The 21,776-nt window shown below is 63.7% G+C and carries 20 protein-coding genes; 9 read left to right on the top strand and 11 right to left on the bottom strand.

Annotated features, from left to right (window positions below):
* Positions 1 to 58: 58 nt before the first annotated feature.
* Entirely contained in the window at positions 59 to 1,492 is a 1,434-nt protein-coding gene (gene puuE, locus NKH80_RS26950; RefSeq protein ID WP_352994700.1) for an allantoinase PuuE, read from the bottom strand.
* A gap of 173 nt (positions 1,493 to 1,665) precedes the next feature.
* On the opposite strand from puuE, the gene uraH reads away from it, so the two are divergent.
* From uraH to xdhC, 4 genes are all read left to right on the top strand, one after another.
* The gene (uraH, locus tag NKH80_RS26945) at positions 1,666 to 2,040 is read left to right on the top strand and encodes a hydroxyisourate hydrolase (protein WP_352505907.1); all 375 of its coding nucleotides are present in this window, start codon (positions 1,666 to 1,668) and stop codon (positions 2,038 to 2,040) included.
* 1 nt (position 2,041) lies between these two features.
* Positions 2,042 to 3,523: a xanthine dehydrogenase small subunit gene (gene xdhA / locus NKH80_RS26940; protein ID WP_352994697.1), complete on the top strand. Its 1,482-nt coding sequence runs from the start codon at positions 2,042 to 2,044 to the stop codon at positions 3,521 to 3,523.
* Positions 3,523 to 5,874: a xanthine dehydrogenase molybdopterin binding subunit gene (gene xdhB / locus NKH80_RS26935; RefSeq protein ID WP_352994743.1), complete on the top strand. Its 2,352-nt coding sequence runs from the start codon at positions 3,523 to 3,525 to the stop codon at positions 5,872 to 5,874. Before xdhA ends, xdhB begins: the two co-directional genes overlap by 1 nt.
* A gap of 62 nt (positions 5,875 to 5,936) precedes the next feature.
* Entirely contained in the window at positions 5,937 to 6,917 is a 981-nt protein-coding gene (gene xdhC, locus NKH80_RS26930) for a xanthine dehydrogenase accessory protein XdhC (protein ID WP_352994740.1), read from the top strand.
* Between the two features lie 8 nt (positions 6,918 to 6,925).
* Here the strand turns inward: xdhC and dps are convergent, their stop codons facing one another.
* The 5 genes from dps to NKH80_RS26905 all read right to left on the bottom strand — a co-directional run bounded on the left by dps (position 6,926) and on the right by NKH80_RS26905 (position 10,813).
* A complete protein-coding gene (gene dps / locus NKH80_RS26925) occupies positions 6,926 to 7,414 on the bottom strand; it encodes a DNA starvation/stationary phase protection protein Dps (RefSeq protein ID WP_023676226.1) in 489 nt (162 codons plus the stop codon).
* Between the two features lie 146 nt (positions 7,415 to 7,560).
* Entirely contained in the window at positions 7,561 to 8,814 is a 1,254-nt protein-coding gene (locus tag NKH80_RS26920) for an LLM class flavin-dependent oxidoreductase (protein ID WP_352994694.1), read from the bottom strand.
* Positions 8,811 to 9,503, bottom strand: a complete 693-nt coding sequence (locus tag NKH80_RS26915; protein ID WP_352994738.1) for an LLM class flavin-dependent oxidoreductase — start codon at positions 9,501 to 9,503, stop codon at positions 8,811 to 8,813. Before NKH80_RS26915 ends, NKH80_RS26920 begins: the two co-directional genes overlap by 4 nt.
* The gene (locus tag NKH80_RS26910; RefSeq protein ID WP_352994691.1) at positions 9,467 to 9,817 is read right to left on the bottom strand and encodes an LLM class flavin-dependent oxidoreductase; all 351 of its coding nucleotides are present in this window, start codon (positions 9,815 to 9,817) and stop codon (positions 9,467 to 9,469) included. The genes NKH80_RS26915 and NKH80_RS26910 overlap by 37 nt, the downstream gene beginning before the upstream one ends.
* Before the next feature lie 75 nt (positions 9,818 to 9,892).
* The gene (locus NKH80_RS26905) at positions 9,893 to 10,813 is read right to left on the bottom strand and encodes a LysR family transcriptional regulator (RefSeq protein ID WP_352882238.1); all 921 of its coding nucleotides are present in this window, start codon (positions 10,811 to 10,813) and stop codon (positions 9,893 to 9,895) included.
* A gap of 139 nt (positions 10,814 to 10,952) precedes the next feature.
* On the opposite strand from NKH80_RS26905, the gene NKH80_RS26900 reads away from it, so the two are divergent.
* The 4 genes from NKH80_RS26900 (at position 10,953) to NKH80_RS26885 (ending at position 15,325) form a co-directional block, all read left to right on the top strand.
* Positions 10,953 to 12,170 carry a urate hydroxylase PuuD gene (locus NKH80_RS26900; protein ID WP_352882241.1) on the top strand — a complete coding sequence of 406 codons (1,218 nt, stop codon included), beginning with the start codon at positions 10,953 to 10,955 and terminating at the stop codon, positions 12,168 to 12,170.
* A 1-nt stretch (position 12,171) separates the two neighbouring features.
* Positions 12,172 to 13,485, top strand: a complete 1,314-nt coding sequence (gene guaD / locus NKH80_RS26895; RefSeq protein ID WP_352994688.1) for a guanine deaminase — start codon at positions 12,172 to 12,174, stop codon at positions 13,483 to 13,485.
* A gap of 74 nt (positions 13,486 to 13,559) precedes the next feature.
* A complete protein-coding gene (locus tag NKH80_RS26890; protein ID WP_352800659.1) occupies positions 13,560 to 14,063 on the top strand; it encodes a heme-degrading domain-containing protein in 504 nt (167 codons plus the stop codon).
* Positions 14,060 to 15,325, top strand: a complete 1,266-nt coding sequence (locus NKH80_RS26885) for a glycerate kinase type-2 family protein (protein ID WP_352882246.1) — start codon at positions 14,060 to 14,062, stop codon at positions 15,323 to 15,325. Before NKH80_RS26890 ends, NKH80_RS26885 begins: the two co-directional genes overlap by 4 nt.
* Before the next feature lies 1 nt (position 15,326).
* Here the strand turns inward: NKH80_RS26885 and NKH80_RS26880 are convergent, their stop codons facing one another.
* The 3 genes from NKH80_RS26880 to NKH80_RS26870 all read right to left on the bottom strand — a co-directional run bounded on the left by NKH80_RS26880 (position 15,327) and on the right by NKH80_RS26870 (position 18,954).
* Positions 15,327 to 16,049: a UdgX family uracil-DNA binding protein gene (locus tag NKH80_RS26880; protein ID WP_352994735.1), complete on the bottom strand. Its 723-nt coding sequence runs from the start codon at positions 16,047 to 16,049 to the stop codon at positions 15,327 to 15,329.
* Between the two features lie 86 nt (positions 16,050 to 16,135).
* On the bottom strand, positions 16,136 to 17,557 hold the full coding sequence (locus NKH80_RS26875; RefSeq protein ID WP_352807425.1) for a glutamine synthetase family protein: 1,422 nt from the start codon (positions 17,555 to 17,557) through the stop codon (positions 16,136 to 16,138).
* Between the two features lie 14 nt (positions 17,558 to 17,571).
* Entirely contained in the window at positions 17,572 to 18,954 is a 1,383-nt protein-coding gene (locus tag NKH80_RS26870; RefSeq protein WP_352994683.1) for an aspartate aminotransferase family protein, read from the bottom strand.
* Positions 18,955 to 19,112: 158 nt separating this feature from the next.
* Here NKH80_RS26870 and NKH80_RS26865 point away from each other — a divergent pair, with 158 nt between their 5' ends.
* Positions 19,113 to 19,568: a hypothetical protein gene (locus NKH80_RS26865; RefSeq protein ID WP_352994680.1), complete on the top strand. Its 456-nt coding sequence runs from the start codon at positions 19,113 to 19,115 to the stop codon at positions 19,566 to 19,568.
* A gap of 8 nt (positions 19,569 to 19,576) precedes the next feature.
* On the opposite strand, the gene NKH80_RS26860 is transcribed toward NKH80_RS26865, so the two are convergent.
* Positions 19,577 to 20,551: a WD40 repeat domain-containing protein gene (locus NKH80_RS26860; protein WP_352505893.1), complete on the bottom strand. Its 975-nt coding sequence runs from the start codon at positions 20,549 to 20,551 to the stop codon at positions 19,577 to 19,579.
* Between the two features lie 153 nt (positions 20,552 to 20,704).
* Entirely contained in the window at positions 20,705 to 21,772 is a 1,068-nt protein-coding gene (locus NKH80_RS26855) for a CobW family GTP-binding protein (RefSeq protein WP_352505892.1), read from the bottom strand.
* Between the last annotated feature and the right edge of the window lie 4 nt (positions 21,773 to 21,776).

Here is a 21,776-nt window from a genome sequence, read left to right as displayed (position 1 = left end):
ATCATATCCATAAATTCCAGCCTGTTGCGGAGCCAGGGCCTATCGCGGCAGCCAAGGCCTATTGCGGAAGCATGTCCTTGAGACGAAGCAGCGCGATGCGCTCGACCTGTCTGCAGGCGGTTTCGAATTCGACGTCGTGGCTGTTGCCGATACGCGCTTCGAACTCGGCCAGGATCTCCGCCTTGGTCCTGCCTTTCACCGCGATGATGAAGGGGAAACCGAAACTGGTGACGTAGGCGGCATTGAGTTTTGCGAACAGCTCGCGCTCCTTCTCGGTCAGCGCGTCGAGCCCTGCCGAAGCTTGCTCCTTGGCCGATTCGTCCGTCAACCTTCTGGCCTGCGCCAGTTTTCCGGCAAGATCGGGGTGGGCATTGAGCACGGAAAGCCGCTCGGCCTCGCTTGCTGCGCGAAACACGCGGCAGAGCGCATTGTGCAGGCCGCCGGCACTGTCATGGGCCGGGCCGAGCTCCAGCCCATAAGCGCGCTCGGCAACCCACGGCGAATGCTCGAACACGCCGCCGAATGTGTGGACGAAGGCCTCGAATTCCATTTTCGACGGGCGCAGCGCCGGCAACCGGAACGGATGCGTCTCCTGCCAATGTTTTGCAATGTCGATGCGCCGTGCCAGCCAGACCTTGTCGTGCGATTTGACGTAGTCGATGAAGCGCTTCAGTGCCGCGACCCGGCCCGGCCGCCCAACCAGACGGCAATGCAGGCCGATATTCATCATGCGCGGCCGCCCTGCCTTGCCCTCGGCATAGAGCGTATCGAAACTATCCCTGAGATAGGCAAAGAACTGGTCGCCCGAATTGAAGCCCTGCGGCGTGGCAAAGCGCATGTCGTTGGCGTCGAGCGTGTAGGGGATGACCAACTGCGGCTTCGCCGACCCGGCCGGTGTCACATGCTCGAGCCAGTAGGGCAGTTCGTCGTCATATGTGTCCGACACATAGTCGAAGCCGCCCTCTTCCGCCGCCAGCCGCACCGTGTTGATCGAGGTGCGGCCGGTGTACCAGCCGGTCGGCCGCGCCCCTGTGACCTCATAATGCAGCCGGATCGCCGCCTCCATGTCGCGGCGCTCGTCTTCCGGGGTATGGTCGCGGTAGTCGATCCATTTCAGCCCGTGCGAAGCGATCTCCCAGCCGGCCTCCTGCATCGCCGCAACCTGGTCGGGCGAACGCGCCAGGGCCGTGGCAACGCCATAGCAGGTGATCGGCACCTGTGCCTCGCTGAACAGGCGCAGCAATCGCCAGAAGCCGGCTCGGGCACCGTATTCGTAGATCGATTCCATGTTCCAGTGGCGCTGGCCGGGCCAGGGCGCGGCGCCGACGATCTCCGACAGGAAAGCCTCCGAAGCCTTGTCGCCGTGCAGGACGCAATTCTCGCCGCCCTCTTCGTAATTGACGACGAACTGCACCGCGACATGCGCCCCGCCGGGCCATTTCGGATCCGGCGGATTGGCTCCGTAGCCGCGCATGTCTCGTTCGTAACGCATTCTCGCTCCTGCCGGAAATTGTGATCAGGATAGTCTAAAGGAGTGCCTGCGCATTCCCCCGAAATTTTTGAAAGTGTTTTTGTCGCGCTCCGCTCGACCGGGACTTATGCATCGCCTTTAATTGGCGCACAATTCATGAATAGTGTTCGACCGTTCAGGGAATGGAGCAGCCAGTGGCGGAAACGTCGAAAGCCGAAGGCGGGCGCTTGACGACCCATGTCCTCGACACAGCGGCCGGCAAACCGGCGGCCGGTCTGTCGATCGAGCTCTATCATCTTGACGGGCAGGCCCGGACGCATCTGAAAACGGTTGTCACCAATGATGACGGCCGCTGCGATGCTCCACTGCTTGCCGGCGCGGAATTCCGCACCGGCCAATACGAGCTGGTCTTTGCGGCCGGCGATTATCTGCGCGGGCAAGGGACAAAACTGGCGGAACCGGCCTTCCTCGACCATGTGCCGATCCGCTTCGGTATGGCCGAGCCGATGCACTATCATGTGCCGCTGCTTCTGTCGCCGTACGGCTATTCGACCTACCGGGGAAGCTGAGATGGCCGGGATCAAGACACGCAACGAAATCCGCTTCATCCTCAATGGCGAGGACGTCGCGCTCGGCACGGTTGCACCCGACCAGACCCTGCTCGACTGGCTGCGGCTCGACCGCTCGCTGCGCGGCACCAAGGAAGGCTGCGCCGAGGGCGACTGCGGCGCCTGCACGGTGCTGGTCGGCAGGCTCTCGGCCGGCAGACTGGTCTATGAAAGCGTCAATGCCTGCATCCGCTTCCTTGGCTCGCTGGACGGCACGCATGTCGTGACCGTCGAGCATCTGCGCGGCGGCGCAGGAAAGCTGCACCCCGTGCAGCAGGCGATGGTCGATTTTCACGGCTCGCAATGCGGCTTCTGCACGCCGGGTTTCATCATGTCGCTTTATGCGCTGTGGATGCGGTCGCCGGAGCCGTCGGACGCGGCAATAGAAAAGGCGCTGCAAGGCAATCTCTGCCGCTGCACCGGCTACGAGGCGATCATGCGCGCCGCAGGTGCCATCTCCAGCTACGGCACGGCGGCAAAGGATCCGTTGGCGGTGGAGCGCAAGGCAGTCACGGCCAAGCTCGAAGCGATGAAGGACGGTTCGCGCATCGAGATCGGCTCCGGCAACAAGCGGCTGATCGTGCCGGCCAATGCCGACGATCTGGCCAGCGTGCTGATCAAGGAGCCGGGCGCCACCATCGTCGCGGGTTCGACCGATGTCGGCCTTTGGGTGACCAAGCACATGCGCGATATTGCGCCGGCGATTTTCATCGGCAATCTCGATGGTCTGTGCGGGATTTCCGAGGACAAGGGCGTCATCTCGATCGGCGCCGGTGTCACCTATAGCGAGGCCTTCTCGACGCTGGCGAAACGCATCCCGGCGCTGGGCCCGCTGTTCGATCGCATCGGCGGCGATCAGGTGCGCAACATGGGCACCATCGGCGGCAATATCGCCAACGGTTCGCCGATCGGCGACACGCCGCCGCCGCTGATCGCACTCGGTGCCCGCCTGACGCTGCGCCGCGGCGACAAGCGGCGGACGATCCCGCTGGAGGATTTCTTCATCGCTTATGGCCGACAGGACCGGCAGCCCGGCGAATTCGTCGAGGCCGTGCATGTCCCGGTGCCGGCCGGCGAGACGAAATTTGCAGTCTACAAGATCACCAAGCGCCGCGACGAAGACATCACAGCAGCGCTGGGCGCGTTTTTCCTGAAGCTCGCCGAGGATGGCACGGTGGCGGATGTGCGCATCGCCTATGGCGGCATGGCGGCAACGCCGAAGCGCGCCTTTGGCGTCGAAAAGGCATTGCTGGGCAGGCCCTGGACGGAAGCGACGGTCGAGGCGGCGATGGCCGCGTACGCCGGCGATTTCACCCCGCTGACCGACATGCGGGCAAGCGCCGAATACCGGGCGCTGGCGGCACGCAACCTGCTGCTGCGCTTCTTTGCCGAAACCACCGGCACCCGGGCGCCGATCCAGGTATCACGGCACGAGGCGGCATGATGAACAAGCACGCCACGCCAAACCTGAAGGCGCAAAAAATCGCCGGCGGCGTCGCCACTGACCAGCGCCATGATTCCGCGCACAAGCATGTCAGTGGCACGGCCGTTTACATCGACGACATGCCGGAACCGGCCGGCACGCTGCACGGCTGCCTTGGGCTTTCGACGGCGACGCATGCCACCATCACCAGCATGGATCTTTCGGCGGTACGCGCCGCACCCGGCGTCGTCGATGTGCTGACCGCGAGCGACGTGCCAGGCGAGAACGACATTTCGCCGACCGGCCGTCACGACGAGCCGGTGCTGGCCGACGGCAAGGTGCAATTTTTCGGTCAGCCGATCTTCTGTGTCATCGCTGAAACCCGCGAGCAGGCGCGCCGCGCGACAAGGCTGGCCAAGGTCGAATACGAGGAATTGCCGTTCGTCGCCGATATCGGCGAGCTCAATCCCGGGAAAGACAAGCTGGTCACGCCGCCGCTGACGCTGAAGCGCGGTGACGCAGCGGCTGCGATCAATGCGGCGCCGCGCCGGCTGAAGGGAAAAATGCGCATTGGCGGCCAGGAGCATTTCTATCTCGAAGGCCATATCGCCTTGGCCATCCCTGGCGAGGACCGCGACGTCACCATCTATTCCTCGACCCAGCACCCGAGCGAAATCCAGCACATGGTCAGCCATGCGCTCGGTGTTCCGAGCCACGCGGTGACGGTGGAAATCCGCCGGATGGGCGGCGCTTTCGGCGGTAAGGAAACGCAAGGCAATCAGTTTGCGGCATTGGCCGCTATCGCCGCGAAGAAACATCATCGGGCCGTAAAAATCCGGCCCGACCGCGACGACGACATGATCGCCACCGGCAAACGCCACGATTTCCTCGTCGACTACGAGGTCGGCTTCGACGATGAGGGCAATATTCTGGGCGTAGATTTCGTGTTCGCGGCGCGCTGCGGCTTCTCGGCCGACCTCTCCGGCCCGGTCACCGACCGCGCGCTGTTCCATTGCGACAACACGTATTTCTGGCCGGCGGTGCACGCGCAGTCGGCGCCGCTCTACACCAATACGGTATCCAACACCGCCTTTCGCGGCTTCGGCGGCCCGCAAGGCATGGTCGGCGCCGAGCGCGTCATCGACGAAGTCGCGTTTGCCGTCGGCAAGGACCCGCTCGAAATCCGCAAGAAGAATTTCTACGGCACCTCAGACCGCAACATCACGCCCTACCACCAGACGGTCGAGGACAACATCATCCACCGCATAGTCGCCGAGCTGGAGGCGAGTTCCAACTATGCGAGGCGCCGCCGCACTATCGATGCTTTCAATGCCAACAGCCGCTTCATCAAGCGCGGACTGGCGCTGACGCCGGTCAAGTTCGGCATCTCGTTCACCGCCACCCATTACAACCAGGCCGGCGCGCTGGTGCATGTCTATACCGATGGTTCGGTGCATCTGAACCACGGCGGCACCGAGATGGGGCAGGGCCTCTATGTCAAGGTGGCGCAGGTTGTGGCGGAAGAGTTCCAGATCGACCTCGATCAGGTCAAGATCACCGCGACGACGACCGGCAAGGTGCCGAATACCTCGGCCACCGCCGCGTCTTCCGGCTCCGATCTCAACGGCATGGCGGCGCAGAATGCCGCCCGCCAGATCAAGGACCGGTTGACCAATTTTGCCGTCGAGAGATACCAGGTGCCGCGCGACCAGGTGCTGTTCCTGCCCAACCGCGTGCGCATCGGCAACCAGGAGATCGCCTTCGCCGATCTCGTCAGGCAGGCCTATATGGCGCGCATCCAGCTTTCGGCGGCGGGTTTCTACAAGACGCCGAAAATCCATTGGGACCGCGACAAGGGCGAGGGCCGTCCCTTCTACTATTTCGCCTATGGCGCCGCGTGCTCGGAAGTCTCTGTCGACACGCTGACCGGCGAATATATCGTCGAGCGCACCGACATCCTGCACGAAACCGGCCGCTCGCTGAACCGCGCCATCGACCTCGGCCAGATCGAGGGCGGCTTCATCCAGGGCATGGGCTGGCTGACAACGGAGGAACTGTGGTGGGACGACAAGGGGCGGCTGCGCACCCATGCGCCATCGACCTACAAGATCCCGCTCGCGTCGGACCGGCCGAAGATCTTTAATGTGACTTTGGCCGACTGGGCGCAAGCAGGCGAGCCGACGGTGTACCGCTCCAAGGCGGTCGGCGAGCCGCCCTTTCCGCTCGCAATGTCGGTGCTGCATGCGCTGTCGGACGCAGTGGCGAGCGTTGCCGGCCACAAGATCTGCCCACGCCTCGACCCGCCGGCCACGCCGGAGCGTGTGCTGATGGCGATCGAACGGCTGAAGCGGGAAGCCAAGACCGGCGCTTGAATCCCTGGGAACGTGCAATTCTGGCCGAAAAACTCTATATTTCCCGATAGGGAACACGAATGATGAACGCGAAAGTGCGGAGCCTGAAAGCCTTTCTTGCCGGCGCCGCCCGGGTCGCCTTAGTTGAGGTGGCCGGGACAAAAGGTTCGACGCCGCGCGAGACGGGTGCCTTGATGCTCGTCTCAGGATCGGCCACTTTCGGCACGATCGGCGGCGGCCAGCTCGAATACATGGCGATCGACAAAGCGCGGCAGATGCTTTTCTCCCCCCTTGAGGGGGAGATGGCCGCGGAGCGGCCAGAGGGGGTCGTCTCAGAAGGCACCGCCGGTGCGTCGAGCACTACCGCAGCGACCCCACCCGGCGGCTTCGCCGCCACCCTCCCCTCAAGGGGAAGGGATACCCTCGACATCGCGCTCGGGCCGGAGATCGGGCAGTGCTGCGGCGGCAGGGTCGAGCTGCTGATCCAGCTGGTCGACCCCGCGCTTGAAGCCAAGCTGGTTGCGGCGGCGGAAGCCGAGGAAGCGCAGCTACCGCATGTCTACATCCTCGGCGGCGGCCATGTCGGCCAAGCGCTGGCCTCGGCGATGGCCTTGCTGCCGGTGCATACCGTCGTTGTCGAGACGCGAGCCGAGGCGCTCAAAGGCATGCCGGAAGCAGTCGAAACCAAGCTGACGCCGATGCCTGAGGCGATGGTGCGCGAAGCCCCGGCTGGATCGGCCTTCGTCGTCCTCACCCATGACCATGCGCTGGACTTCCTGATCGTTGCCGAGGCTCTGAAACGCCGGGATGCCGCCTATGTCGGCATGATCGGCTCCAGAACCAAGAAGGCGACGTTCCGGAACTGGTTCCTGAAATCGGCGGACGGAAGCGAGGCGGAATTTGCCCGCCTCGTCTCGCCGATCGGCGGCGATGCCGTTAAGGACAAGCGCCCGCAGGTGATCGCCGCACTCGCCGTAGCCGAGATTATGACGGCGTTGGCCGGCCATGCGGCGGCACCGTCCGCTCAGTCCAAAACCCCTCGCCGCAAGGCGATGGCCGGCTGACGTTTTGGCTATTCCTTCTCCTGCGTGTGCGCCTCAAGGAACCACAGCAATTTGTCGAGCGAGCGTGAATAGGCGGTGAAGATGTCGGCAGTGTCGGCATCGCCCGCGCCAGCCGCCTCGTCGATCGCCGCGCGTGCCCGCTTGGCGGTTGCGGCATAGCGGTCGATCAGCGCCGCCAGATGATCCCGGGTCTTGTGGATGTCGGTCGGATAGGCCTCGAGCATAGTCGCCTTCGACACCTCTTGCGATGTGCCGAGCGCCGTCCCGCCGAGTTGTACGGCGCGCTCGGCGATGGTGTCGACATGGCCGTCGATCTCCTCGCGGAACGTGTCGAGCATCTCGTGGATGGCGATGAATTGCGGTCCCTTGACGTTCCAGTGCGCCTGCTTGGTGATCAGGGCCAGATCGATGGCGTCGGCGAGGCGGGCATTGAGAAGATCGATACACTCTTTCTTGGCATTGGATTGCAGGTCGTTGCGGGTGGCGATGGCATCCATGATCGGCTCCTGTGGCGGTTGCGTCCGCTTGGTTTAAAAAGGGCGAAGTTTGTGGAAGGTCAATCGAACATGCGCGCAGACGCCCTCATCGCCGCGCGGCACAGCATCCCAAAACGGCGATCTCCGACTTTCGTTCCGCTCGTCGTTTACGCCGGCCTTTTCAAGCCCAGATGGTCGCGCAGCGTGCTGCCTTCATAATGCGTACGGAACAGCCCGCGCCGCTGCAGCTCCGGCACGACTAGTGTGGCAAAGGCATCGAGTTGGCCGGGAAAATAGGATGGCATGACGTTGAAACCGTCTGCCGCGCCGCCCTCGAAGCGTGCCTCGAGCTCGTCGGCGATCTGGGCGGGCGTTCCGACGACGCGCCAATGGCCGCGCGCGCCGGCGAAATGACGGGCAAGCTGGCGAATGGACAGATTGTCGCGGCGTGATTGCTCGATGACGAGCGCCTGCCGGCTCTGCATGCCTTCGCTGGCCGGCAGCTCGGGCAGCGGTCCGTCGATGGGATAGCGCGCGAGATCGGATATGCTGAGATAGCTGGAAAGCAGCGCGACACCGACATCGTCCGGTATCAGCTCCTGCAGTTCATCATGTTTTGCCCGGGCTTCCGCTTCGCTTGCCGCGACGACCGGCGCGACGCCGGGCATGATCTTGACGTCCTCCGGCTCGCGCCCATGGGCAGCCAGCCGTCCCTTGAGGTCGTCGTAGAAGGCCTTTGCCTCCTCGAATGTTTGCGCCGCAGTGAACACCACATCGGCGGTCCGGGCGGCGAGATCGCGGCCCTCATCCGACGCTCCCGCCTGGACCATAACCGGTGCACCTTGTGGCGAGCGCGGCAGATCGAGCGGGTCACGCGCCGAAAAACTTCTGCCTTCGTGTCCACCCTGGCCTTGCCAAAGGCCAGCAACCACGGCAGCGAATTCGCGCGCGCGTTCGTAGCGGTCCGCATGTGGGCGCAGTCCGGTCGAGCCGAAATTGGCGGCCTCGATCTGGCTGGCCGAAGTGACAAGGTTCCAGCCGGCTCGGCCGCCGCTCAGATGGTCGAGCGACACGAAGGTTCGCGCCAGCCCGTAAGGCTCGTTATAGCTCGTCGACGCCGTTGAGACGAGGCCGATGCGCTCCGTCTGCACCGCGAGCGCCGCAAGCAGGCTGATCGGCTCGAAGCCGATCGAGCGCGACGTTTGGCTGGCGATGTTGACATTGGCCTCGCGCACGCCGGCGGCGTCCTCGCAGAAGATCATGTCGAACTTTGCCGCTTCCGCCGTCCGCGCCAGCTGGATGTAATGATCGATGTCGATGCCGGCCGTGACATGCGCCTGCGGATGGCGCCAGGCGGCGATGTGGTGGCCTGTCGCCCACAGGAAGGCGCCGAGCTTCATCTGGCCCCGACCGGCGCTCATTGCCGATCCTCCCCTGCAAGCCCGAGCTGGGCGCGCAGTGTCGCCGCGCTGTAGCCGGACCGGACAAGGCCGCGGCGGCGAAGCTCCGGCAGCACGAGACCGACGAAATCGTCGAGCGCCGATGTGAACGGCATGGCGATGTTGAAACCGTCGCAGGCTTTCGAGCGAAAGCGCTCTTCGAGCCTGTCCGCAAACAGGTCCGGCGCGGTTATTTCGGCGCTGCCGGTAACGTTCATCAGCACTTTCAGCGCCTCCGGCCTGTGCCCGAAGGTAAGCGCACGGCGCTTCAGATCGCCAGCCTTCGCCGGCTCGATCGATGGCTCATCCAGAAGCACGACATCGGCGGTGCGGGCGGCGATATCCATGGCGGGCTCAGACAGGCCGGACATGACCAGCACCGGCGTGTCCTGCGGCGACCGCGCCACGTTGAGCGGCCCGCGCACGGAAAAATATTCGCCCTTGTGGTCGAGAAGGTGCATCTTCTCGGGATCGAAGAAGCGGCCGCCAACTTTGTCGAACAGCAGCGCGTCTGCGTCCCAGCCTTTCCACAAACCTTGCACGATGCCGATGAATTCCTCTGCGCGCAGGTGGAAATCGTCGCCGGAAAACCCTTCCGGCCGGCTGAAATTGGCCGCCTCGCGCGGTTCGGACGTCATGCTCGCGTTCCAGCCGGCGCGACCATGGCTGATAATATCGAGCGAGGCGAAACGACGCGCGAGATTGTAGGGCTGGTGGGCGACCGTCGACGCGCGACGAGGCCGATCCTGCTTGTCACCGTAGCCAGCGCTGCCAGCAAGGTCGTCGCTTCGAAGCGCATTTGCCGGTTCGGCCCACTTGCAACCGGCGCGGAATCGCCGAGCAACACCATGTCCAGGCCGGCCGCTTCGGCTTCTTGCACGAACCGCGCCAGCAGACTGAAGTCCGGGCCGGCGCCGGGCGGATGGGAAGGGGCGGCTTCCGGAGACAGTGAAACGGCGAGACACATTGTGGCGCCGTCGGCCATCGCTTTTCCCTGTTGAGCGAGATTCCTTGGGAATTATCTCGTCGGCTGGACGGAAAGCAACCGGCCAGCCGGCGATCATTTGCCGGCCAGAATATCCCGGATCAGCCGCTGGCAGCGCTCGGCCATGAAATCGAGCAGCAGCCGCACCTTCGGATCCTGCAGCTTTTTGTGTGGGTAGACGGCGGCAAACTGCACCGGCGTCGGCGGTGTGTTGCTCAGGATCACCTTCAGCCGCTGGTCGCGGATAAACGGCTCGACCTCGAAGCGCGGTTTATTGATGATGCCGCGGCCGGACAGCGCCCAGCCGGTCAGCACGTCGCCATCATCAGTATCGTAAGGGCCGTGCACCTCGAACTTTTGCGGGCCGTTCGGCGTCTGCAGCGTCCAGACATATTCACGCGCGCCGGAATAGCGCAGCATCAGGCAATCGTGCTTCTTGCCGATCAGTTCCTGCGGCTCTCTCGGTTCGCCGCGCGCCTCCAGATATTGTGGGGCCGCCACCAGCACGCGCTCGCATTCCATGATGCCGCGCATCCTCAGGCTGGAATCCTCGATGATGCCCAGCCGGAACGCAACGTCGATGCCTTCTTTCATGATGTCGACATTGTGGTCGGAAAGCCGGAGCCGCACCTCGATATCGGGGTACCTGTCGTGGAAATCCGGAATGCCCGATGCCACCAGCCGCCGCCCGAGGCCGAGCGGCGCTGTCACCTTTATGGTGCCGCGCGGCTGGCCGGATAACGCGCTGACTGCCGCTTCCGCCTCGGTGACCGCATCCAGTACCTGCTTGGCGCCGGAGTAGAACACCGCGCCGTGCTCGGTCGGCATCAATTGCCGCGTTGTGCGGTTGAACAGCCTGACGCCAAGATGCTTCTCGAGCTCCTTGATCCGGTTGGAAGCGACCGCCGGCGAAATGCGCATGTCGCGCCCAGCCGCCGACAAATTGCCGAGCTCGACGACACGGACGAAAACGGCGATGTTATCGAGATAGGCCATGCGGCTTTCGTGGCTCTCATGTGGCTGCGTATGATCAGCCTAGTATTTTCCAATTTTTTTTGAAAGTCATCGTGCGTCTCGGGCCTTTCCGTTTGCGCTCCAACCCGTAAAGTCAGCCGATCGGCAGGGACGATTTTTCATGATGGATTTCGCGATATTCTGGGATTGGCTGAGTTTCGCCGTGCGCTGGCTGCACGTCGTCACCGGCATCGCCTGGATTGGATCGTCCTTTTATTTCGTCGCGCTCGACCTCGGGCTGCGCCAGCGTCCGGGCATGCCTGCCGGAGCCTTCGGCGAGGAATGGCAGGTGCATGGCGGCGGCTTCTACCACGTGCAGAAATATCTGGTGGCGCCGGCCGAAATGCCCGAGCACCTGACCTGGTTCAAATGGGAATCCTACGCCACCTGGCTGTCGGGCTTCGCCATGCTGTGCGTCGTCTACTATGCCGGGGCGGACCTGTTCCTGATCGATCCGAATGTGCTCGCCATGTCGGTGCCTGCAGGCATCTTGCTGTCGCTGGCGACGATCGGCGTCGGCTGGGTGGTCTACGATCTCTTATGCCGTTCGCCGCTCGGCAACAGCGACACCGGACTGATGGTGGTGCTGTATGGGGTGCTGGTGTTCATCGCCTGGGGGCTGACCCACCTGTTCACCGGCCGCGCCGCTTTCCTGCATCTCGGCGCAATCACCGCGACGATCATGTCGGCCAACGTTTTCATGGTCATCATCCCCAACCAGAAGATCGTCGTCGCCGACCTGATCGCCGGCCGTAAGCCCGATCCGAAATACGGCAAGATCGCCAAACAGCGCTCGCTGCACAACAACTACCTGACGCTGCCGGTTTTGTTCCTGATGCTGTCGAACCATTATCCGCTGGCGTTCGGCACAGAGTTCAACTGGGTCATTGCCTCGCTGGTGTTCATCATAGGCGTGCTGATCCGGCACTATTTCAACACCAGGCATGCGCGCAAAGGCAATCCGACCTGGACCTGGCTGGCCGCCGCCGTCCTGTTCGTCGTCATCATCTGGCTGTCGACGGCGCCGAAGCTGCTGACCGGCGAGGTCAAAACGTCCTCGGCGGCACAGGTCTACGTCGCCTCGGCGCATTTTCCCGCCGTGCGTGATACGGTGCTTGGCCGCTGTTCGATGTGCCATGCGGCGGAGCCGTCCTACGAGGGCATTTACCACGCGCCCAAGGGCGTGATGCTCGATACCGATGCCGGTATCGCCGAGCACGCCGGCGAGATCTACCTGCAGGCCGGACGCAGCCACGCCATGCCGCCCGCCAACGTCACCCAGATCACCGACAAGGAACGGGCACTGCTGGTAGCCTGGTTCGAAGGCGCGGGGAAATAGCATGACCAGCACGCTCCTGCGCGGCCGCACGCTGTCGTTTTTGCGCTGGCCAGAAACTATCGACGACCATTCCGCCTGGCGCTACGAGCAAGATGGCGGCCTACTGATGCGCGACGGAAGGATCGTTGCCGCTGGCGCCTATACCGAGGTCGAGAGAAAGGCGGGCGAGGGAACAAAAAAGATCGACCATAGGCCACATCTGCTGCTGCCCGGGTTCATCGATGCGCACGCGCATTTTCCGCAGATGCAGGTCATCGCTTCCTTCGGCGCCGAGCTGCTCGACTGGCTGAACACCTACACCTTTCCGGAAGAGACCAAATTCCAGAACGCCCAGCATGGCCGCCGTATCGCCAGGCTGTTCCTGGATGAAGTGTTGCGCCACGGCACGACGACTGTCGCAGCCTATTGCTCGGTGCACAAGGAATCTGCCGAAGCGTTCTTTGCCGAGTCGCATGACCGCAACATGCTCAACATCGCCGGCAAGGTGATGATGGACCGCAACGCGCCGGAAGGCGTGCTCGACACGCCGCAATCGGGTTATGACGACAGCAAGGCGCTGATCGAGGAGTGGCACGGCAAGGGGCGCCAGCACTATGCCATCACCCCGCGCTTCGCCATCACCTCGTCGCCCGAGCAATTGGAGATGGCGGGCGCGCTCTGCCGCGAATATCCTGATCTGCACATGCAGACGCATTTGTCGGAAAACCATGCCGAGATCGCCTTCACGCAGCAGCTTCATCCGCAGGCGCGCGACTATACCGATGTCTATGAGCATTACGGGCTGCTCCGCCGCAGAAGCCTGTTCGGCCATTGCATCCATCTCTCGGAACGCGAGGCGGACGCACTTTCCGATAGCGGCTCGGTGGCGGTGTTCTGCCCGACCTCCAACCTGTTTCTCGGCTCGGGCCTTTTCGATTATCAGCGCTATCGCCGCCGCGAGAAGCCGCTTCGCATCGCCGCCGCCACCGATGTCGGCGGTGGCACCAACTATTCGATGCTGCGCACCATGGACGAGGGCTACAAGGTGATCGCGCTGAACGGCGAGAAGCTCAATCCGTTCCAGTCGTTCTGGCAATTGACCCGCGGCAATGCCGAGGCGCTGTCGCTTGCGGAAAAGATCGGCACCCTCGAGGAAGGCAGCGACGCAGATATCGTCGTGCTCGACGCCCGCGCCACGCCGGCGATGCGGCTGCGGGTGGAGACGGCGGACACGCTCGCCGAGGAATTGTTTCTGCTGCAGACGCTCGGCGACGACCGCGCCGTGCGCGAGGTCTATGTCGCCGGCCGCGCGGCCAAGACGGACATGGCGGTTTAGCTGTCGCATGCGACCGGCTTGACCGTGCGGCAGCCATCCGGCAAAGCGTGCGGCGAAGTTGACAGGGGAACGACATGGCCGTTGCGGACGACATCGCTCTGATCAAGAAACAGGAAGCCACGCTTGTCTTTTCGGGCTTCGATGAAGCCGTCGCTTTCGAGATCGGCTCGGCGATCCGCGACCGGGCTCTCAAGGAAAACCTGCCGATCATCGTCGATATCAGAACCTTCGACCGGCCGCTGTTCTATGCGGCGATGCCCGGCTCGAACGCTTCCAATCCGGATTGGGCGCGGCGCAAGATCAACGTGGTGCGGCGGTTCCTGAAAAGCACCTACCGCATGGTGCTGGAGCAGCAGCGCCCCGACCGCAGCTTCAAGCCAGGCGAGGGACTGGATATTGCCGACTACGTGCTGGCCGGCGGCGGCTTTCCCATCTCTGTCAAGGGCGCCGGCGTCATCGGCGTGATCGCCGTCTCCGGCCTGCCGGAGCGTGAGGACCATGGCGTGGTCGTCGATGCGCTGTGTGAGCATCTCCGCATCGACGCGCGCGAGCTGGCATTGCCGGCGGAAGCAAAATGACAGAGGTAGACCCCAAGTCCTTTCTCATTTCGATCTTCAACGCCGCCGTTGCCGCCGCCGATCCCCAGAGGACGATCAAGGATCATCTGCCGGCAAGGCCGAAGGGCCGCACGGTCGTCATCGGTGCAGGAAAAGGCTCGGCGCAGATGGCGGCGGCTTTCGAGAAAGTGTGGGACGGGCCGATCGAAGGGCTGGTCGTCACCCGCTACGGCTATGGCGCGACCTGCCGGCGCATCGAGATCATCGAGGCGGCGCATCCGGTGCCGGATGCCGCAGGGCTCGAAGCTTCCCGGCGGCTGCTCGAAAAAGTCCAGGGACTGACTGCGGACGACCTCGTCGTGGCGCTCATTTCGGGCGGCGGCTCGGCGCTGCTGCCGTCACCTGCCGAAGGCTTGACGCTGGCCGACGAGATCGCCGTCAGCGAGGCGCTGCTCGCCTCCGGCGCGCCGATCGCCGCGATGAACACCATCCGCAAACATCTTTCCACGATCAAGGGCGGCAGGCTGGCGGCCGCCGCATATCCAGCCAAGGTGGTCTCGCTGGTTGTTTCTGACATTCCGGGCGACGATCCGGCTCTGGTCGCTTCTGGTCCGACCGTACCGGACATAGGCAGTCGTAAGGACGCATTGGCGTCGATCGCTGCCTATGGCATGAACCTGCCGGCTTCGGTCATGGCGCATATCAATTCGCCGGCGGCCGATGCGCCACGACCGGACGACCCGCGTTTTATCCGCAACGAGGTGCATCTGATCGCTTCCGCCGGCGTCTCGCTGGAAGCCGCAGCGGCCGAAGCGAAGCGCCAAGGCATTCAGGCGGTCATTCTCTCCGATTCCATCGAGGGCGAGGCGCGTGAGGTCGGCGGCGTCCACGCCGCGATCGCGCGCGAAGTGGCGACGCGCAACCGGCCGTTTGCAAAACCGGTTCTGATCCTCTCCGGCGGCGAGACGACGGTGACCTTGCGCGCAAAAGGCAAAGGCGGCCGCAACTCAGAATTCCTGCTCACCTTCGCCATTGGCATCAGCGGCATGGTCAGCGTGCACGCACTGGCCGCCGACACTGACGGCATAGACGGTTCGGAAGACAATGCCGGCGCCTTCGCCGACGGCTCGACCGTGTCGCGGATGCGTAAGGCGGGCGTCGATGCCAAGGCCATGCTTGCCGGCAACAACGCCTGGACGGCATTCAATGCCGTAGATGACCTTTTCGTATCCGGTCCGACCGGCACAAACGTCAACGATTTCCGGGCGATATTGATCAAATAGCTCAGGCGGCCATCAGCTTTTTCACCGCTCTCATATCCTGCAGGAACCGGTCGCGTTCTGCCTGCTTATCCGCCGGCTCGCGAATGCGCAGGATGAAGGACGGGTGGATGGTGACGAAGACACGCAAGCCATCGTCGCGCTCCACCACCGCCCCGCGCATCTTCATGATCGGCACCACCTTGCCGAGCAGCGCCTGCGCCGCCGTCGCGCCGAGCGCTACCGCCAGATTGGGCTTGATCAGATCGATCTCCTTGTCGAGCCACCAGCGGCAAGCCTGCACCTCGCCGGCATTGGGCTTCGAGTGGATGCGCCGCTTGCCGCGCGGCTCGAACTTGAAATGCTTGACCGCGTTGGTGACGTAGACTTTCAGCCGATCGACGCCCGCATCGTCCAGGATCGCGTCGAACACCTTGCCGGCCGGACCGACGAAAGGCTTGCCCGCCAGATCCTCCTGGTCGCCCGGCTGTTCGCCGACGAAGATCACCTTGGCTATATCAGGGCCTTCACCGAACACCGTCTGCGTGGCGTCGTGCCATAGCGGACAGCGGCGGCAGATCTTGGCCGTTTCGCGCAGTTCAGGAATCGTTCTGGCGTCGATTTCTGTCGTTTCCGGAGACTTGCTTGCAGGCAAGCTTCTTGCCTGCACCTTGGCATCGTGCGGCGTCGGGGTTGGCTGCATCCTGGCGATCATGACTAAGGCGGCCTTGTTCGCTCCTGCAATCAGACACGCAATGAGCAAAGCCCGCCGAAGGTTCCGCTGAAATTATTCCGCATGGGCCTTCGACGGCGGATGGCCGACGATGTGATGCCCTACACCTCGTGCAGATAGAGGTGATAATCCAGTTCGCTGACCGTGCGCGCCACGCGCAGATATTCCGATTGCTTGATCGCCACGAACGTCCGGTGCAGGTCTTCGCCCAATGCGCCCTTGAGGAAACTCGACGCCCTTGCCGCCTCGATCGCGGCACGCCAGTCGACCGGCATCGTCGTGCGCGTGACGGCCGATTCGTAGCCATTGCCGGTGGTTTCGGGACCGGGATCGAGGCCTTCGTCAAGGCCTTTGACGATGCCTGCCAGCACCGTTGCTGCCACAAGGTAAGGATTCGCGTCGACGCCCGATGGCCGGTGCTCGATGCGCCGATTTTTTGCGTCGCCGGCCGGCACACGCAGTGCCACCGAACGGTTGTTGACGCCCCAGGTCGGCGCCACCGGCGCATAGGATTGCGAGACGAAGCGCCGCCACGAGTTGGCGTGCGGCGCAAAGACCAGCATCGATTCCGCCATCGTCTGGATCAGTCCGCCGAGGCCGCGCAGCAGCGGCAGCGACCAGCTTTCACCGCCGGTTTCGGCAAAGACATTCTTGCCGGCATCGTCCAGCAGCGAGACATGAAAATGCATGCCCGAGCCGGCATATTTCTCGATCGGCTTGGCCATGAAGCAAGCGGTGACACCATGACGGCGCGCCTGCGCCCGCACCAGACGCTTGAGCATGACGAGATCGTCAGCCGCCCGCATCACATCCTTGCGGTAGTTGAGCGTCAATTCGTACTGGCCCGGCGCATATTCGGAAATGACCGTCTCGGCCGGGATGCCTTGCACCTTGGCTGCAGCATAGATGTCGGAAAACAGTGGCTCCATGCCGTGCAGATGGTCGACGGAATAGACCTCCGTCTTGGCCGAGCGGCGTCCGTCGAGCACCGCGTGCGCCGGCTGCACCTTGCCTTCGGCATCGCGCTCGTTGGCGAGCAGGAAGAATTCGAGCTCGAAGGCGCCGGCCGGATGCAGGCCCTTGGCCGCAAGGATATCCACCTGGCGGGCGAGCGCCAGCCGCGGGTCGGACGACATCGGCTGACCGTCGAGATGGTACATCGCCATCAGCACCTGGCCGCGCGGCGGCTGCGTGCCGAACAGCGGCACCAGCGTGCCAGGGATCGGCCATGCCCGGAGATCGCCGTCGCCAGTCGTCCAGATCAGCCCGGTCTCGTGCACGTCCTCGCCGGTGATATCGAGGCCGAGGATCGAGATTGGCATGTGCCGGCCGTTCTCGAAGATGCTCGTCAGTTCGTGCCGGCGCACGATCTTGCCGCGCCCGACACCGTTGGCGTCGGTCAGCACGATATCGAAGGCTTCGATCTCGGGATGGGCCTCGAGAAAGGCTCGCGCCTCTGCCGGCGTGGAACCCGAAGGTGACGTCACTATGGAACTCAAATCTGGCTTGCGTGCTTCTCTCATGTCGCAAGCTTGTCTCACGCCGTGAGCCTGGCCGCAACCGCCGCGAAGGCGGTCATCAGCCGGTTCACCTGGGCCGCACTCGTGGCCGGGGAGATCAGCATCATGTTGTGGAAGGGCGCGATCAACACGCCGCGATTGGCCAGCGCGACATGCATCGCCGCTTCGAGTTCGGGCGCATGGGCTGCTTCCGCTTGGCCGCCATTCCTCAGCGGGCCGGGCGCGCAGATGAACTCGACGCGGGCGCCGACACGTGAGACATGCCAGGGCAGCCGGTAGCGGTCGATGACGGCGGTCAGTCCGGCGTCGAGCCGCCGCGCCAGATGATCCATATGGCCGTAGGCCTCGTCGGTCATCACCTCTTCCAATGCGGCGCGCATCGCCGCGAATTGCAGCGGATTGCCCGACAGTGTCGTCCCCATGCCTGAATAGCCCGGTTCCTTCACCCTGTTATAGGCGGCATAGCGGGTCGCGACGTCCTCGCTCATCCCCCACACACTGGCCGGCACGCCGCCGGCGATCGGCTTGCCGAGCACGAACAGATCAGGCTCCAGCCCGAATTTTCTCGTATAGCCGCCGGGACCGGTCGAGATGGTATGCGTCTCGTCGATTAGCAGCAGCGTGCCGGTCGCACGAGTAAGACGCCGCAAGCCATCATGAAAGCCGGCTTCGGGCAGCACCATGCAGGAGTTGGTCAGCACCGGCTCGGTGATGACGCAGGCGACATCGTTGCCCCGGAGTGCCGCGTCGAGCGCCCGCAGATCGTTGAACTCGACGACATCAGTTGCCCGTGTCAGGTCGCGGAACTCGCCGGCCAATCCCGGCCGGTTGACCGGTCTGCCGTCGATCAGCCGCACCATAGTCTCGTCGACCGAGCCGTGATAGCAGCCGTTGAAGACCAGAATCTTCTCGCGGCTGGTGACGGCGCGGGCAACGCGTAACGCAAAGCGGTTGGCGTCGGTCGCCGTCGTTGCGATCTGCCAGAAAGGCAGGCCGAACCGCTGTTTCAGCAGCGGCCCGATGGCCAGTGCGTCTTCGCTGGGCAGCATATAAGTCAGGCCGCGTCCGGCCTGCCGGCGGATGGCGCGGGCGACCGGCGGCGGCGAATGGCCGAACATCGAGCCGGTGTCGCCAAGACAGAAATCGTCCAGTCGGTTGCCGTCGATGTCGGTGATCGTGGCGCCCCTGGCGCTGTCGACCAGAATCGGGAAAGGCGTCGGCCAGTCGTTCATCCAGTGCATCGGCACGCCGCCGAAGAAGCCGGGCAAGCCATTGCCGATTATGGCCATCGATTTCGGCCGCGCCCGGCGGAAGACTTCTGCCTCGGTCTCGTACAACTCGGCGATCCGGGCCGGGCCGATGCCGCCGATGGAAGTCTTTGCATGGTCGATGACGTTCATGGCGGCCCCTCTCAGTCGCAGTTTAAACAATCGGCATCCGCCACCGCAATTGGCCGGGCGGCTGCCCTGTGTTGGGTCAGCGGTCATTTAAATGGAAACAGGCGCTTGACCGCGAGCCGCCTTCGGGCGCCAATGGTACTTCGGCCGGAGGGGACAAGATGGTGCGGGCGATCGTCTGCGCAGCAACGCTGCTGTCGTCGGTTGGTGCGGCTCTGGCGTCGGGCGGCATCTGGTGTTCCGCCGAGGATGCAGCCGTCAAATTTCAGGTCGGTGCCGGGGTCACCAGAGGCATGGGCGGGCCGACCTTCAATTTTAGCGGCGAGCTCGAAATTCTGGGCAGGCCGGCTGCCGACAGTCTGCGCAAGACGGTGTTCGGGGATCAGAACCTCACGCAATATTGGCTCGACAACAAGGAATTGCGGCTGCTCGTCTACCACGAACGGCAGGTCGAAAACGCCTACGGCTATGTCGAACTGGCGATCCTGACCAAGGCCAGCGACGAAGGCGTCTATGACGGCCGCTATTTGCTCTCAATCTATGATGTTACGGCTGATACCGAAAAGGACGGCAAACCGGATGAATTGACCGGCAAAGTATCTTGCGGAGCCGAGTAAGTGACAGGCTACGCCGAAATATCGATGACGCCGCAGTCACCCGCGGCGCTGCCAAAGGCGACGCGGCGCTCTTGCCTGTCCCACATCATCGAGGTGACGGCGCCCTTGCCCGGCCGGCGCAAAAGCACCTCCCTGGCGTCGGCGAAACGCACCGCCATCACCATGCCGTCATCATAGCCGATAGCAACGACGTCCTGGCTCGGGTGACAGGCGACGGAGGTGACCATCGCATTGCCGCGCGTGCCGAGTTCCAGCGGCGCCTTGCCCATCGGCCCGTCCTTGCCCGAAAACGGCCAGACGATCGCCGCCGGCGCACCGGAACTCGCCAGCCATTTGCCCTTGGCGCTCCACGACAGGCTTTTGACCTTGCCGGGGTAGCCGGACATCCGCATGTGCTTGCCGTCGGCGAGCTTCCAGCCATGCAGCGCGTTTTCCTGCATGGTGGTGACGACGAAGCCGCCGTCCGGCGAGAAGGTGATGCCGGTGTGGGCACCGGCCCATTCGAGTTCGACCGGCTTGCCGTCGGCGGCCGGGAAATGCAGCGTCGCGCCATTGTAGCGGGCAACGCCGAAGCGCATGCCCTTGGGCGAGAAGGCCAGCCCCTCGACCGAGCGCGGATGCGAGAATTCCCTGGTTTTGCCGTCGGCAAAGCGCACATAGGCAATCTTGCCCGAAGCATAGGCAGCAGCGCCTTGCGGCCCGGCGGCGACGCTGGTGATCCATTTTTTGCCTGCGGTCGCCAATTCCGCGGTATTGCCGCCAGCGGTCACGGCAAAGATCCTGCCGTCCTCACCACCGGTGATCAGCCGGTCGTTCGCCGCATCATGGAAGGCGGCGAGCATCCCGTCATTGGCCTGCACCGTCTTGTGGCCGTGGTCGAGCCGATGGATTGTGCCGTCAGCCAGCGCAAAGTGCGGCACGTCGCCGAGGAACACGGCGGCGAGGCAGTGGCCTTCGAGATCGAGCGGGGCGACTGTGGGCATGAGAGATAATTCCGTCCGAGGTTTCTGCTGCCTCACCCTTAAGGGGTTGAGCCGCCCGTCTCAACCCGTGCTTCGGATCGTCGTGAGTAGAGAGCGCCAGCGTTGCGGCTGCCCCTCCTCCCACAAGGGGGAAAAGGAAGAAGGTAGCTAAAATCAAGCGGCCTGGCAGGCCTCGAAGCTTGTCTTCAGCCGCTCGGCATCGAGTTCGCGTCCGATGAACACCAGCCGGCTCTCGTGTTTCTCGCCGTCCTTCCAGGCGCGCTGGTGGTCGCCCTCGATGATCATGTGCACGCCCTGGATGACATAGCGCTCGTCATCGCCTTTCAGCGCGATGATCCCTTTCAGCCGCAGGATGTTCGGGCCTTCCATCTGGGTGACCTTCTCGATCCACGGGAAGAACTTTTTCGGGTCCATCTCGCCACCGCGCAGCGACACCGACTGCACGGTCACGTCATGGATGTCGGAAGGGTGCGCATGATGATGGCCGTCATGATCGTGGTGATAATGGCCGTCGTGATCGTGGTGGTGGTGGTCATGATCATGATCATGATGGTCGTGATCGTCATGCGCCTCGAGGAAGTGCGGATCGTTCTCCAGCGCCCGGGACAGGTCGAAGGCACCGCGATCCAGCACCTCGGACAGCGCCACGCTGGCGCGCGTGGTGCGATGGATTCGTGCCGCCGGGTTGATGGCGCGGATCGTTGCCTCCACCTTGCTCAGCTCTTCGGGGGTGACGAGATCGGTCTTGTTGAGCACGACGACATCGGCAAAGGCGATCTGGTCCTCGGCCTCGCGGGAATCCTTGAGGCGCAGCGGCAGGTGCTTGGCGTCGACCAGCGCCACCACCGCATCGAGCCTGGTCTTGGAACGCACGTCGTCGTCCATGAAGAAGGTTTGTGCTACCGGCACGGGATCGGCGAGGCCTGTGGTCTCGACGACGATGGCGTCGAAGCGGCCGGGCCGGCGCATCAGGCCTTCGACGACGCGGATCAGGTCGCCGCGCACGGTGCAGCAGACGCAGCCATTGTTCATCTCGTAGATTTCCTCGTCGGATTCCACGATCAGCTCGTTGTCGATGCCGATCTCGCCGAATTCATTGACGATGACCGCGTAGCGCTTGCCATGGTTTTCCGAAAGGATGCGGTTCAGCAGTGTCGTCTTGCCGGCGCCAAGATAGCCGGTGAGGACGGTTACGGGGATCTGCGTCTGTGCGTCGCTCATAATG

Source organism: Mesorhizobium sp. M0904 (assembly GCF_040319475.1).
Classification (GTDB): Bacteria; Pseudomonadota; Alphaproteobacteria; order Rhizobiales; family Rhizobiaceae; genus Mesorhizobium.
The sequence above is the reverse complement of the archived record's forward strand: the minus strand, read 5'-3'. Positions and strand labels throughout refer to the sequence as shown.